At 71.9% G+C, this 14,793-nt stretch carries 10 protein-coding genes; 7 read left to right on the plus strand and 3 right to left on the minus strand.

The window, feature by feature from the left end; translation table 11 throughout:
- The first annotated feature begins 29 nt into the window (after positions 1-29).
- The 5 genes from ACQ452_RS26625 to ACQ452_RS26645 are packed head-to-tail and all read left to right on the plus strand — an operon-like array spanning position 30 to position 7,688.
- Entirely contained in the window at positions 30-3,398 is a 3,369-nt protein-coding gene (locus ACQ452_RS26625) for an ATP-binding protein (protein WP_433388322.1), read from the plus strand.
- 1 nt (position 3,399) lies between these two features.
- Complete coding sequence (locus ACQ452_RS26630) at positions 3,400-5,352, plus strand: MFS transporter (protein WP_433388324.1); 1,953 nt, start codon at positions 3,400-3,402, stop codon at positions 5,350-5,352.
- Positions 5,349-5,906 carry a hypothetical protein gene (locus ACQ452_RS26635; protein WP_433388327.1) on the plus strand — a complete coding sequence of 186 codons (558 nt, stop codon included), beginning with the start codon at positions 5,349-5,351 and terminating at the stop codon, positions 5,904-5,906. Before ACQ452_RS26630 ends, ACQ452_RS26635 begins: the two co-directional genes overlap by 4 nt.
- Positions 5,903-7,072 carry a M23 family metallopeptidase gene (locus ACQ452_RS26640; RefSeq protein ID WP_433388329.1) on the plus strand — a complete coding sequence of 390 codons (1,170 nt, stop codon included), beginning with the start codon at positions 5,903-5,905 and terminating at the stop codon, positions 7,070-7,072. The genes ACQ452_RS26635 and ACQ452_RS26640 overlap by 4 nt, the downstream gene beginning before the upstream one ends.
- Before the next feature lie 13 nt (positions 7,073-7,085).
- Entirely contained in the window at positions 7,086-7,688 is a 603-nt protein-coding gene (locus tag ACQ452_RS26645; protein WP_433388331.1) for a hypothetical protein, read from the plus strand.
- Between the two features lie 4 nt (positions 7,689-7,692).
- Here ACQ452_RS26645 and ACQ452_RS26650 read toward each other — a convergent pair whose 3' ends face one another.
- Positions 7,693-8,256 carry a hypothetical protein gene (locus ACQ452_RS26650; protein WP_433388333.1) on the minus strand — a complete coding sequence of 188 codons (564 nt, stop codon included), beginning with the start codon at positions 8,254-8,256 and terminating at the stop codon, positions 7,693-7,695.
- A 186-nt stretch (positions 8,257-8,442) separates the two neighbouring features.
- Between ACQ452_RS26650 and ACQ452_RS26655 the strand changes: the two genes are divergently transcribed.
- A complete protein-coding gene (locus ACQ452_RS26655) occupies positions 8,443-10,992 on the plus strand; it encodes an FtsK/SpoIIIE domain-containing protein (protein WP_433388335.1) in 2,550 nt (849 codons plus the stop codon).
- Positions 10,989-11,741 carry a hypothetical protein gene (locus ACQ452_RS26660; RefSeq protein ID WP_433388337.1) on the plus strand — a complete coding sequence of 251 codons (753 nt, stop codon included), beginning with the start codon at positions 10,989-10,991 and terminating at the stop codon, positions 11,739-11,741. The genes ACQ452_RS26655 and ACQ452_RS26660 overlap by 4 nt, the downstream gene beginning before the upstream one ends.
- A 19-nt stretch (positions 11,742-11,760) precedes the next feature.
- On the opposite strand, the gene folE is transcribed toward ACQ452_RS26660, so the two are convergent.
- Positions 11,761-12,426, minus strand: coding sequence for a GTP cyclohydrolase I FolE (folE, locus tag ACQ452_RS26665; RefSeq protein WP_433394435.1), 666 nt, complete (start codon positions 12,424-12,426; stop codon positions 11,761-11,763).
- 38 nt (positions 12,427-12,464) lie between these two features.
- Entirely contained in the window at positions 12,465-14,492 is a 2,028-nt protein-coding gene (gene ftsH, locus ACQ452_RS26670) for an ATP-dependent zinc metalloprotease FtsH (protein WP_433388338.1), read from the minus strand.
- Positions 14,493-14,793: the final 301 nt, after the last annotated feature.

A 14,793-nucleotide genomic window follows, 5' to 3' on the forward strand; every position in this document is an offset into this window, starting at 1 on the left:
CAGTCGAACGACACGGGTGAGGCGGTCGCATGAATCGCAGTTCCACGCCGGGTTCCCCGGCAGGACGTCCGGCCGTCCCGCACGGTAACCGTGCGCGGTCGTTCGACTACCCTGACACCCCCGAGGCGGACGAGGTCGCCCTCGATCCGGCCCTGGTGACGACGCCCGGGCACGGCGGCATCGGCGTGTTCCAGGCGCCCCGGCCCGCACCCCGCCGGACGCCGCCGGCCGAGCCGCCTCCCGTCGACAGCGCCGACATCGACTCGCCCTTCCTCGACCTGTTCGGTGGCACGCGCCCCGGCGTCACCCGGCCGGCACCGCCCCCGCAGCGGGCGATCGGGCGCGAGCCCACCGCCGCCCCGCCGCAACCGGCAGTCACCACGCCGGCTCCGAAAGCGCTTCCGCCGCCGCCCACCCGGGCGGGCCACCCGGCCGACCCGGGCCATCCGGCCGACGCGACCGACCACACGCCCTCGACCGGGACGCCCGCCGAGGGCCGGTCGCCGGTCGTCGCCTACGAGCCGCCCACCCGGGTGTCCCGGTCCCGGGTGCCGCACCAGAGCGGGGACCGGCTGCCCCCGCCCCGCCCACCGGCGGAGGAACCACCGGCCGGCACGCCACCCGTCGCGACGGCACCGCCGTCGCCCCACCCGGTGGCGCTGCCCCCGGTGCCGCTGCCCCCGGTGGCGCTCGACCCGCCACCGGCCGACCCGGCGCCCCGGCCCACCGGGGAACTGCTGCCGGAGCGCGTCGGTGCAAAGGCGACCCCACCTCGGCAACGCAACGCCGGCCGACGCAACCAACCCGCCAAGCCGGCCCGGGTCAAGGCCCCGAAGATCAAGTTCGGTGACCGGGACCCGTCGGTCGAACTGGCCATCACCGAGATCGCCGGCCACCTCACCTTCACCCCCAACACCGTCACCGCCTGGTACTGGCTGCCCGAGGTGCGCTGGGCTTTCCGGCCGGACGCCGAACGGGAGGCGCTGCTGTCGGCGATCTCCGAGCAGTACGCCGGCCTGGCCGGCTTCCGACTGCACCTGCGGCGCACCACCCGGCCCTTCCCGGCCGACGAGTGGGCCCGCACCATCGACGCGCACACCGCCGCACCGCTGCCCGACGTCTCCGGCACCACCGGCTGGGCCGATCACCTGGTGGCCGCGCAACGGCACCTGCTCTCGGTCAACCACGCCGAGGGGCAGACCTACCTCGGTGTCACCTTCGCCCGGCGTTCCCTCGGCGACTCGCTCACCGAGCGGGTGCTGCGCACCTTCAACCGGGGCGTCGCCGAGGGGGAACGGCGCAAGCTCGGCCGCACGGTCGAACAGTTCGACGAGGTCCTGGGCGCGTTCGGCATGCGGGGGCGGCGGGTCACCGCACAGGAACTGGAGTGGTTGCTCTACCGCTCGGTGGCGCTCTGCATGGCGCCGCCCGGCCGGCTCTCCCCACTCACCGACGGTCAGTGGGAACGCGGCGACCTGCTCGCCCTCACCGAGCAGGTCGAGCGCTACCGCACCCCGTACGGCTCCACGGTCAAGCTGGTCAACCGGATGACCGGCGAGGAACGGCACGTCGCCGTACTGGCGGTCGGCCGGATGGAGCCGCTCGAGATTCCCGAACGGCACGAGCCCTGGCTGCACTTCCACGAGCGACTGCCATGGCCGATGGAAATCTCCACCCGGGTCGACATCCTCGGCTCCAGCGACTCCTTCCGGAACCTGGAACACCGGCTGCGGATGATCCGCTCCCAGCAACTCGACTACGCCGAACACGGCATCGACGCCCCGCCCGAGCTGGAGCGGCTGGCCAAGCGCGCCCTGGTGATCGGCGACGAGATGACGACCGGGCTGCCGGTCGACTCCGCCCGCGCACACGGCTGGCACCGGATCGCCGTCGGCGGACGCAACCGCGAGGAATGCCTGGAGCGGGCCCGCCGGCTGATCCAGCTCTACTCCCGCGAACTGCGGATCTCGCTGCAACACCCCAAGAACCAGGACTGGCTGGCCCGCGAGTTCATCCCCGGCGAGCCGATCGCCAACACCGGCTACGTCCGGCGGATGCCGGTCAACCTGCTCGCCGCCGCGCTCCCGCAGGCCGCCTCCACCGTCGGCGACCGGCGCGGCGACCTCATCGGACGCACCGCCGGCACCTGCCGCCGACCCGTCTTCCTCGACCTGCACTTCCCGATGGAGGTACGCGAACGCTCCGGGCTCGCCGTCTTCGTCGCCGAACCGGGTGGCGGCAAGTCCACCCTGCTCGGCGCGCTCGGCTACCTCGCCGCCCGGCGCGGGGTGCAGGTGACGCTGCTCGACCCGTCCGGCCCGCTCGCCCGGCTCTGCGCCATGCCGGAACTACGGCCGTACGCGCGGGTGCTGAACCTGACCGGTTCCGAGCACGGCACCCTGGCCCCGTACTCGCTCATTCCGACCCCCCTGCGCAGCGAGTTCGGCACCGGGGCGCCCGGCGACCGGGAGTTCGAGATCGCGGTCTCCAACGCCCGCGCCGAGCGGCGGATGCTGGTCCAGGACATCTGCATGATGCTGGTGCCCCCGCAGGTCGCCCGGGAGGCGTCCACCGCCACCCTCTTCCGGCACGCGGTACGCCAGGTGCCGGCCGAGGAGACGTCCACCCTGGACGACGTCGTCGCCTGCCTCAGCCAACTCGACGACCACGCCGGCAAGGAACTGGCCAACCTGCTGCTCGACACGGCGGAGATGCCGCTGGCCATGCTCTTCTTCGGCCGGCCGCCGGAAGGCCTGCTCGGGGCCGACGCCGCGCTTACCGTGATCACCATGGCCGGGTTGCGGCTGCCCGACCTGAAGATCGAACGCGAGTACTGGTCCGCCGAGGAGTCGCTGGCCCTACCGATGTTGCACACCGCGCACCGGCTCGCCGTCCGACGCTGCTACGGCGGGTCGATGTCCTCCAGGAAGCTGGTCGGCCTGGACGAGGCGCACTTCATGGAGGGGTGGCGTTCCGGGCGGTCGTTCCTGGTCCGGCTCGCACGCGACTCCCGTAAGTGGAACCTCGCTGCGCTGGTGGCCTCGCAGAACCCGCGCGACATCCTCGGCCTCGACGTGCAGAACCTCGTCTCCACCGTCTTCGTCGGCCGGATCGCCGAGGACACGGAGATCGCCTCGGAGGCACTGCGCCTGCTGCGGGTACCGGTCAACGACGGCTACGAGGCCACCCTGGCCTCCCTCTCCACGGCGGACGCCACCAGCGCCGCCCGGCTCGGCTTCCGCGAATTCGTCATGCGCGACGTCGACGGCCGGGTACAGAAGATCAGGGTCGACGTCTCGTACGTCGACGGGCTGCTGGACCACCTCGACACCACCCCCGCCGCCATCGCCAGCGCGGCCGGGGTACTGCCGGCCATCCTGCCGAACATGGAGGCGTGACATGGCGCGAGCCCGGGCACGGATGGTGGCGTTCCTGCTCGCGCTCGGCGTACTCGCTGGTGCCACGATCGGCTGGCCGGCCGTCGGCGCCACGGCGGCCGGCCCGGCGCCGCTGACCGCCCAGGCGAGAGCCGACCTCTGCACCACACCGGAGTGGCAGGCCGATCTCCGCGCCTGCGTCGCCAAACTCAAGGAAGTATCGACAGCTCGGGCGGAGTGCCTCGAGCCTCCAACACCCGGGGCCCCCGACGCGGGATTGGCCGGCTGGTTTGCCAGTTCTCCGCCGGGTTCCTCAACCGGCATCGCCGGCAGATATAGCCTCTACGGATACGCGGGATACAGCTACACGACCTATGACATTGGTTGCGCCTCCACCGTGCTCCACCCGGACTACAAATTCACCACCACAATCGCCAACGGTGAATTTATGATAGCCACTGCGGTGATTGGTGCTTCCAATGCGCTGCGGGAGCGCTCCTGGGACCCCCGATCGATGTGGGGCTGGGCCGATCCGCTGGTGGACCAGGCTACAAAGGCCGTCTACCAGAAGGTGTTCGGCGTCTTCGGCATCGTCACGCTGTGCGTGGTGGGCCTATACCTGCTCTGGCGCTCCCGCCAGTCGGACATGAGCAACGCGATAACCACGGCGGGCTGGGCCCTGTTGGTGATGGTGGCGGTGACCGCCCTCGCGGCGTGGCCGGTCAAGTCGGCAAACATCGCCGACAGTACCCTCATCACCACGCTGGGCGTGGTGCACGACGCGGTCGGACCACAAATGGAGGAACCTGCGCCGGGCCGATGCATCGACCCTAACCCGGAGCGCTGCAAGGACAACCGTCCGCCTGCCATTCGCGCCAGCGACACCGCTACCGAATCGATGTTGTACCGGAATTGGCTGCGGGGCGTTCTTGGATCGGCTGATAGCGAGACCGCCCAGAAATACGGCCCCGCGCTCTACGATGCGCGATCGCTGACCTGGGGCGAAGCGCAGTCAATCCGCGCCAATCCAGCGACACGTCAGGCCGCCTTGGAGGCGAAGCAGCAGCAGTGGATGAAGGTGGCAGAGCAGATCAAGGATGAGGACCCGGAGGCGTACGAGTACCTCCAGGGTGTCCGGGACATGGACCGGGTGGGTGCGGGTTTCATCGCGGTGCTGGCCGCCGTGCTCTTCGCGATGTTCGACCTGACCGCCTCGCTGCTGGTCCTGCTGGGTTTCCTGATCTTCCGCTGGGCGGTGATCGCCGCGCCGATCCTCGGCACTGTGGGATTGATGCGGCCCGCCAGCGCGGGGCTGCGACGGTTGGCGAACGCGGTGGTGGCGGCCGTCTTCAACATCGCCATCTTCGGCACCGGCGCCGCCATCTACCTCTTCGCGGTCGACCTCATCATGAGCACACCGACCTTACCCGGTTGGCTCCAGGTGGTGCTGGTCTGGCTCTGTGGCGTCGTCGGCTGGCTGTTGCTGCGGCCCTACCGGCGGATCACCCAGCTCGGCGGCAAGGACAGCAGCGAGGCGGTCAGTTCGGCCGGCTCGTGGCACCGGCGCTTCTTCCGGGACATGCGTACGGCTGCCCGGCTCGACGTGGCGGAACCCGGCGGCACCACCGAACCGACCGTGGGCCAGCGTCGCGGCGTCATGCCGCAGCAGACCACCCTCCGGCCAGAGGCCCGGCGCGAAGATCCGGCACACGCCAGCACCGGCGCCGGCAAGGAGCGGCAGCGGCAGCCGCAGCGGCCCGATGGTCGCGAGCAAGCCGTCGAGGAGGCGCCTGCGGCGCCCAGCAAGGATGCGGGCACCTCGCGGCCGGTGGCGCCCCGCCCCCGGCGGCAACCGGCCGCCTGGACGGAGCCGGACGTGCCGGACGAAAATCCCTCGTTCGTCATCTACCGGCCCGGGTCCGCCGAGCGCGAGCCCGACCGGCCCACTCCGCGGATCCGCTCAGAGGCGCGGTGAGTGCGATGCGACGCGCGGTCGAGTTCCTCGTCACCCGGGTGCTGCGGTCCCGCCTCGGCGTCGCGCTCGGCATCGCCGTCCTCGTCTTCGGGGTCATCGGGGCGGCGCGGCTGGTGTCCAGCCCCGGCGATCAGACCTCCGGGCTCAGCAACAGGCCGAGCCAACCGATCACGACGGTGGATCCGACCGCCGGTGACGACGGCGCGTTCTCGACGGGTCCTCCGCCCACACCGGTCACCCGCCCCGGCGATTTCACACCCGAGCAGACCGCCACGCGCTTCGTCGCGGCCTGGCTCGGCAAGCCAGGCATGACGGCTGAACAGTGGCAGGAGGGTACTCGCCCCCTGTCGACTCCCGCACTGACCGACAAGCTTGCCGGCGTCGATCCGTCGGGAGTCCCGGCGGCACGTGTCGACGGCGACGTCACGCTCAGGCCGCGGGCCGAGAACTTCGTCGAGGTGCTCGTTCCGCTCGACACGGGACGACTCCGCCTCGAACTGGTGGCGCCCGAAGGGCGGTGGCTGGTGGACGCGGTGGACTGGGAGCAGGCATGAGCGATGAGACCCCGCCCCGCCGTCGGCAGCTCCGACTCGGCGCACTGGCCACCGCGCTGACGGCGACGCTCGCCCTGCTCTGCTGCACGGGTGGCGCCGGAGCCTTCTTCCTGACCGAACTGGGCGGCGAAACCGATACCGGTATGGCCCTTGCCAGCCAGGATTGTAAGGAGAATTACCAAGTCACGGTAGTAGGCGAGATGCCTCAGGTACCCCAGTACGGAGATCGCCAGCTTCGAAACGCCGCGAGAATTATCAAGGTCGGGCAGGAGATGAAGGTGCCGCCTCGCGGCTGGGTCATTGCCGTGGCGACCGCCATGCAGGAGTCCAGACTCCTCAACCTGGCGAACCGGACCGTCAGGGATTCCGAGGGAATTCCCAACGAGGGCATCGGTGCCGATCACGACTCCGTCGGCCTCTTTCAGCAGCGGGCGGGCTGGGGCACGGTCAAGCAGCGAATGACGCCCGAGTACGCCGCCCGGAAGTTCTACGAGAAACTACTCAAGGTCTCCGGCTGGGAAGAGATGTCGCTGACGCGGGCCGCGCAGAAAGTGCAGGTCAGTGCCTTCCCAGACGCATACGCCAAGCACGAGGAAACCGCCGCCCGGATCGTCAACGCGTTGGCCGGCGGGGCCGCCCGGATCGCGCTGATCGGTGGCAGGCAGGCCTGCGACAACGCGGACGGGGGGCAGATCGCCGCCTCCGGCTGGACGGCCCCCATACCGGGCGGCGTCGGCTCCGGCTTTCAGACTGCGCACCGACCCAGCCACAACGGCGTCGACATCGGCGCCCGGAAGGGCACCGACATCCGGGTCGCCGCCACCGGACGCGTCCTGGTGTCCCGCTGCGATCCGGACAATCGCGGTCGGCTCACCTGCAACGTGGACGGTTGGCCGAACAAGGGCGGGTGCGGCTGGTTCGTCGATGTCCTGCACGCAGGCGGGTTCATCACCCGCTACTGCCACATGGTCAGCAGGCCCCGGGTCAAGGCCGGCCAGGTCGTCGAGGCCGGGGCGGTCATCGGTGAGGTGGGCAGCAGCGGCAACTCCTCCGGCCCACACCTGCACTTCGAGGTGCATGAGGACGAGGATCGCAGTAGTCGGGGTGCCATCGACCCGGTGCCCTTCATGCGGTCGCGCGGCGCTCCGCTCAAGGACGCGGAATGAGACGCCGGCCGTCATGAACGAGCCGTTTCCCGACCCGTTCGCCGACCAGCCGGACTGGGCACCCCGACCGCCCCGACCGATCGAGATCGTGCCGGCCACCGGTCGCGTCGAGTTACGCGGGCAGCGCGTGCTGGTCGGTCTGCCCGGCCTGGGTTGGCGTGGCGACCTTCGTGCTGACGATCGGGTGGTGCAGGGCAGTCGAACGTACGTGCCGGTCATCCCCGAGCACGAGTGGTACCGGGCGGAGTCCGACCAGGTGGAGGTCTTCGCGCCGCTGGTCCCGGTGGAGCGGGTCTGGGTGGAGACGGTGGGTCCCCGGCGACCGGATCCGGCGGGGGATCGCGGGACGGGCGTCCGCCTGGTCTCCCTGGACACGCCGGCGCACCGCGCACCGACCCCGGTCTTCGAGGCGGATGCCGTCGCCGGGCGCCGGGTGGTGCACGTCGTGGATTCGGTCGAACACCGGGACCTGCGGGCCGTCACCGAAACCTATTCAGGTGCGGAAGGCGACATCTGCGTGCGGGTGGCCCCCGAGATGGACTGGTACCGCTGGGCCTGGCGAGGCCAGCCACCGACCACGCTGGAGGTCCCAGTACACCTGGTCTGGGTCGAGTGACGAATCAGTTCGCCGGCGCCCCGTCACAGACTCGCCAGCCGTCCCTGTCCTCTACCTGAAAACGCCACGGGTCGGTGAGGCTCTGCTGCACCCCATCAACGGAAGCGCTACGACGAATCACCGCAGCGACTGTGGCTACCGTTGGGCCGTTCATGGTAACCACAACGTTCTCGATATTGATCGAAAAGCTGACGCTTAGTTCCTGTTCGCGTCGTTCGACCTGAGCACGCAGATTCTCAACCGGCTGTAGAGAGTTACCGCAGGTGAAGAGCAATGCCCGGTTCTGATCACGCGAAACAAGCGCAGCCTGCAGATAGTTGACGACCGCGACGTCTGGAGAACCCCGGTCGGGTGCGGCGGCCCGGTTGTAGAGCACGAATCCGGCAGCCACCCCGCCGAGGCAGAGCGACACGACGACGCTTGCGACCACGGTGAGCACGGTGCGCAGCCGCCGCCGTGGCTGCTGCGGCACCGGGGCGGGCGAGGGCGGCGCGAGGTGCTCGGAGGGAGGCCGTTGCGCCGGTACGCGGGAGACCTGGGAACCGGCGGGGGGCTGCACTGATTCCACCCCTTGAGGCTAGCGGCTGGGCGCGGCAGACCCAATGCCTCAGATATCGCGGATCGTGACGGATTACGCCCCACCGGTGAGATCCACGACATCACCGACGCGGTCCCGTCGCGCATCCCGGACGAGTCGGCCCGCCTGGGTTACGGTCTCTGCGCGGGGAAGGGTTGTCGACCTCGGACGGAGGGGGTGGGCACGGTGGTTGGTCCGAAGGGACGCACCAACCGCGCCGTCGCCCTGCATCGGCGGGTCGCCGCCACCGCGGCCGCCGCCGGCGGCGTCCTCGATGACATCCGGCCCGTCCCCGCCGACCAGCGCCGCCAGTACGAACTTGCCGACCGGCTCCGCTCTGCGGCGACGGTGCTGGCTCCCGGCTGGGCGGGTGCGCTCCTGGAGGCGACGGCGCCGACCTCCCCGGCCGGGGAGGGACCGCCCCCCTTCGTCCGGGTCGGTACGGCGGCGCCGCTGGACGACGCCCGCTTTCCGGCGCTGGTGCCGTTGTTCGGCACGGGGCACCTGTCGGTGGACGTCGACGCCCGGGATGCCCGCGTGGCGGGGCTGCTCCGGGGCGTACTGCTGCGGTTGTTGGCGGCGACCCCGGCCGGGGCGCTGCTGGTCCGCGCGGTGGACGCGACGGGCGCGGCCCTCGCGCCGTTCGCGCCGCTCGCGGACGCCGGCCTGTTGCCACCCCCGGCTGTGGACGTGGCGGGTCTGCGGGCCGTGCTCACCGAGGCCGAGCAGTGGGTGGCACCGGGGACGAGTGGGCGTCGGCGCCACGATCGCACGTTGCTGCTGGTCATCGCCGCGCTGCCGGAGTCGACCGGCCCCACCGATCTGGCCCGGGTCGTGGCCCTGGCCGAGTCGGGTCGGTCCGCCGGCCTGTACCTGGTGGTGGCGGGCTGGCCGCCGGCGGGTGACCGGGGCCCGCTGCCGCAGGCGACGACGTTGTCGGTCCGCACCGCGTACGCGCTGCTGGGTGACCCGCCGGGCGGTTCGTTCGCCGGCCCGGGAGCCGAACCCCCGGGCGGGTTGAACTCGCCGGTCTTCATCGAGGCGGATCCGCCGGCCGAACTCCTCGACGCGGTGTGTCGCCGGCTCGCCGCGCAGGTGGAGGCGGGTTCCCGGCTGGCGCTGACCGATCTGCTGCCGCCGGCCGACGAGGAGCTCTGGGCGGCGAGCGGGGCGGGCGGGTTGACCACGACCGTCGGCGACGCCGGGGGCCGGCCGGTGTCGCTCGGCTTCACCGAGTTGACGCCGCACTGGCTGGTCAGCGGACGTTCGGGCGGGGGGCGGTCCACGTTCCTCAGCACCGCGCTGCTCGGCCTGACCGCCCGGTACGGCCCCGACGAGCTGGCCCTGTACCTGGCGGATCTCGCGGACGCCGAGTCCTTCGTGGAGTTCCTGCAGACCGACCGGGACCGTTCGTGGATCCCGCAGGTGCGGGCCGCCGCGATGGCCGCCGACCGGGAATACGTGCTGAGCCTGCTCGACGAGTTGGTGGCGGAGGTGCGCCGGCGCGCGGAGGCCGGTGGGCGGGCCGGCGGGCAGCGCTTCGCCGAGCTGCGGCAGCACCGGGTGATGCCGCGCGTGGTCTGCGTGCTCGACAACCTTCCGCTGCTCTTCGCCGAACGGGACCAGTTGGCCGCCGACGCCGCCGCCCGGCTGGACGCGCTGGCCCGCACTGGGCGCGCGTACGGGGTGCATCTGGTCCTGGCCGGCGAGGGCGACCTGGGGTTGGGCTCGCGTACCGACCGGGATTCGGTGCTCGGTCAGTTCCCGGTGCGGGTGGCGCTGCCCGGTGGGGGCGCCGTGCTGGAACCGACGAACGACTCGGCGGCCGGGCTGCCGGTGGGCAGTGCGGTGGTGAACACCGCCGGCGGGCTCGGGGGGCCCCGGGGGGCGACCCGGGGGCACGAGCGGATGGTCCGGTTCCCGGATCCGCAGGACCATCCCGACACGGTGGCGGGGTTACGGCGCCGGCTCTGGTCGGCCCGCCCAAAGGGGGCCGTCCCGCCCGTGGTCTTCGCCGGTTACGCCCGCCCGCTGCTGCGCAACGACCCCCGGCACCGGGCCGCGCTGGCCGGGCAGGCGCCCGGTCCGGCCGCCCTGCTGGGCCGGGCGGTGGACGTGCCCCGCAGCACCGTCGCGGTGTCGCTGGGTCCGGCTCCGGGACGTAACCTCGCCGTGCTCGGCCCCGGGTCGGAGGCGGCCCGGTTGCTGGCGACCGCGGCGCGCAGCACCGCCGCGCACCACGCCCCGGGCACCGCCCGCTTCGTGCTCTGCGCGCCGGATGAGGGTTGCCGGCCGTTGGCCGGGGCGTTGGCGGCCGAACTGGCCGGACGGCACCGGGTGGACACGGTGGACCTCGCCGGCCTGCTCGCCGCCGTGGACGACGCGGCGCCGGCCTACCTGGTGGTCTTCGGCCTGGACGTGCCGACCCCGGAGCAGCTTCCTCCGGAGCGGCTGCGCGCGCTGTTGCGGGAGGGTCCGCCCGCCGGCCGGCACCTGCTGGGTCGTTGGCGCACGGTGCCGGCGTTCGCGGCACTGCTCGCACCGGACGGCGAGGTGGACAAGCTCACCGCCGTCGCCGTGGTGGACCTGCCGGGCGCGCAGCTCGCGTCGGTGTTCGGTCGGCCGGTGCAGTGGCGGCCCCGGCCCGGCCGGGCGATGCTCTGGGACGGCGCGGCTGAGCAGGGCACCGTGCTGGTCCCGTTCGCCGAGGAGGGGGAGGCGGCATGACCGCCGGCGGGACGTCGACCGTGACGGGGCAGGCGCCTCCGGGGCGGCAGCGGTCCGGTGCCGATCCCGCGTCGGAGGGCACCGACGCGCCGGGGCAGATGGGCGTCGAGGCGCTGCCGGGGGCCTGGACGGAATACCTCGCCGCCGCCCGCCAGCTCGACGGGGTACGCCGCGACGCGGCCACCGCCGCCGGCGAGCAGGCCCGGTCGGTGCAGGCCGCCCGCGAGGAGCTGACCGCCGTACGCACCCGGTTGGCGTCGCAGGAGACCCGGCTGCGTGAGCGGGGCGTACCGCCGATCTCGTTGGTCCCGACGCCGCCGGAGCTGACCGAGGCGGCGCGGTCGATGACGGGTGGGCCGGCGGCGGTGCTGGCGGGGCTGCGCGCCGCCCGGGGCCGGGCGGACGCGGCGGACGCGGCGCTCGCCGCGCGCGGGCTGCCCCGGCTGGCCGGCTGGCCGCCGCGCCCGCGGAACCTGCTGGTGTACGGGCCGCTGGCGCTGCTGGTGCCGGCGATCCAGGTGGCGCTCTTCGTGGCGACCGGTACCGGGGCGGCGAGCGTGGCCGCCCTGCTCTGTGGGTTGCCGATGCCGGCGGTGGCGTTCGCCGCGGGCTGGATCGGCGTCGGGCGGCTCTTCCCCCCGCCGGGGGGCGGCCGGGTGGACCGCACGGCCCGGCTCGGCGCGTTGGTGTGCCTGGTCCCGGCGGTGCTGGTCAGCGCGGGCCTGCTGCTCGCCATGCTGACCGGCTGACCGCCGCCGCGACCCCGCGTCAGCGGGGAATGATCAACGCCATCGCCTCGGCGCGGGACTTGGCGTCCTGTTGGAGGGTGCCCCGCACGGCCGAGGTGATGGTCTTGGCGCCCGACTTCTGGATGCCGCGCATCGCCATGCACATGTGCTCGCATTCGAGCACCACCACCACGCCGCGCGGCGCGAGCCGCTCCATCAGCAGGTCGGCGACCTGCGAGGTGAGCCTTTCCTGCACCTGCGGCCGGCGGGCGAAGACCTCCACCAGCCGGGCCAGCTTGGACAGGCCGGTGATCCGGCCGTCCGGCCCCGGGATGTAGCCGACGTGGGCGCTGCCCCGGAACGGCAGCAGGTGGTGCTCGCACAGGCTCATCACGTCGATGTCCCGGACGAGCACCAACTCCTCGTGGTTGGCCTCGAAGGTCGTGCTCAGCACCTGGGCCGGGTCGACGCGCAGGCCGGCGAAGAGCTCGGCGTACGCGCGGGCCACCCGGGCCGGGGTCTGCTGGAGCCCGTCGCGGTCCGGGTCCTCCCCGACGGCGATGAGGATCTCGCGGACCGCCTTCTCGATCCGCCCGAGGTCCATGGTCTCCTCGACGGGCCGACCGGTGAGCTTGCCGCTGATCAGTCGCGCGGCGACGTAGTCGAGGGCGTCGTCACCGTCGGGTTCGGTCGCGGAGACGGCCAGTTCCCGGTGCTCCCGGGAACTGGCCGTCGGGTCGGTGCTCAGTGCGTACCGTCCGAGTTGTTGGAGCTGTCGGGGGTGTTGCCCCCGCCCACCGTGGCCTGGACGCCGTCGGCCTGGGCCTGCACCTTGAGCGCGTCCTTCTCCGCCGGCGTGAGCACCGGCGGCTCCGTGGAGGGCTGGCGCTTGCCGAAGCCGTTGTACGGCGCCATCGGTGGCCGCTTGACCACCCGGGCACCGATACGGGCCATGTCGGCGGTGGAGAGGGTCTCCTTCTCCATCAGCTCCAGCACGATGTTGTCCAGGACGTCCCGGTATTCCACCAGGATCTCCCAGGCCTCGTCGTGGGCCAGCTCGATCAGTGCCCGCATCTCGCCGTCGATCTCGGCGGCGACGACGTCGGAGTAGTCCCGTTCGTGGCCCATGTTGCGGCCGAGGAACGGCTCGTCGCCGCTGGTGCCGTACTTGATCGCGCCGAGCTTGGAGCTCATGCCGTACTGCGTGATCATCGCGCGGGCCAGCTGGGTGGCCTTCTCGATGTCGTTGCCGGCACCGGTGGTCGGCTCGTGGAAGACCAGTTCCTCGGCGGCCCGGCCACCCAGCGCGTACGCCAGGGTGTCGACCATCTCGGCGCGGGTCTGGGTGTACTTGTCCTCGGTGGGGAGCACCAGGGTGTGCCCCAGCGACCGGCCGCGGGACAGGATCGTCACCTTGTGCACCGGCGCGGCGTGCGGCAGCGCCCAGGCGACCAGCGCGTGCCCACCCTCGTGGTACGCGGTGATCTTCTTCTCCTGGTCGCTCATCACCCGGGTCCGGCGCTGCGGGCCGGCGATGACCCGGTCGATCGACTCCTCGAGGGAGTCGTTGGTGATCGCCCGTTCGTCCTTGCGTGCGGTGAGCAGCGCGGACTCGTTGATCACGTTGGCCAGGTCGGCGCCGCTGAAGCCGGGGGTGCGCCGGGCCACCGCGTCGAGGTCGACGTCGGGGGCGAACGGCTTGCCCTTGGCGTGCACCCGCAGGATCGCCTTGCGGCCCTCCATGTCGGGGGCGTCCACCGGGATCTGCCGGTCGAAGCGGCCCGGACGCAGCAGCGCCGGGTCGAGGATGTCCGGCCGGTTGGTGGCGGCGATCAGGATGACCCCGCCCTTGGTGTCGAAGCCGTCCATCTCGACGAGCAGCTGGTTGAGCGTCTGCTCACGCTCGTCGTGACCGCCGCCCATGCCGGCGCCGCGGTGGCGGCCGACGGCGTCGATCTCGTCGACGAAGACGATCGCCGGGGCGTTCGTCTTGGCCTGCTCGAAGAGGTCGCGGACCCGGCTCGCGCCGACACCGACGAACATCTCCACGAAGTCCGACCCGGAGATCGAGTAGAACGGCACACCGGCCTCGCCGGCGACGGCGCGGGCCAGCAGCGTCTTACCGGTGCCGGGCGGGCCGAAGAGCAGGACGCCCTTCGGGATCTTGGCACCGAGGGCCTGGTATTTCGCCGGGTTCTGCAGGAAGTCCTTGATCTCGTGCAGCTCCTCGACGGCCTCCTCGGCGCCGGCCACGTCCGCGAACGTGGTCTTCGGCGTGTCCTTGGTGATCATCTTCGCCTTGGACTTGCCGAAGTTGAGCACCCGGGAGCCGCCGCCCTGCATCTGCGACATGAAGAAGAGCAGCAGGAGCACCAGCAGGGCGATCGGGAGCAGGTTGACCAGCAGGCTCACCCAGATGCTGTCGGACGACACCTCGGCGTCGGCCGGGCCGGTGACCCGGTTGTTCGCCTTGGCCTCGAGGACCTCGTTCCAGACCTCGCCGCCGACCTCGTAGGGGAACTGCGCCTCGATCCGGTCGGTGTCGGTGTCACCGAACTTGGCCTTGTCCTTCAGGTCGAGCCGGAGCGTCTGCTCCTTGTCCTGGAAGACGACCTTGTCGATGCCGCCCTTGTTGAGCTGGTCGAGCGCAATGGACGTGTCCACCCGGTGGTAGCTGGGACCAGCGGTGAACAGTTGACTGAGCACAAGGGCGCCGAGGATGATCAGGATGATCCAGACCACCGGTCGGCGGAAGAAACGCGTACGTTCCATACTGTTGTCGAGCGCCGAGGCGCCCGCATCCTCCTGATCGACGTCCTGACCGTCTGATGGTGTCGCCGCCTGCGGCGGCGGGCGGAGCCGCCGTGCGGGCCGGCTCGACCCCGAGGCACGAAACTGCCGCACCGCGGTCATTCGACGGTACACCGTGTACGCGAGCGGTGAGCTTGCGAGCCCCGCAGTCGCGCACAAAGGGTACAGCTGTGCGCGCACCGCACGAGCCCACCAACCCCGCGACCACGCACGATGCGAACATCCCGCGCGCGCGGAGCGGGCCTGCGAGCCCAACAATTAC

The organism is Micromonospora sp. KLBMP9576, assembly GCF_050941805.1.
Classification (GTDB): Bacteria; Actinomycetota; Actinomycetes; order Mycobacteriales; family Micromonosporaceae; genus Micromonospora.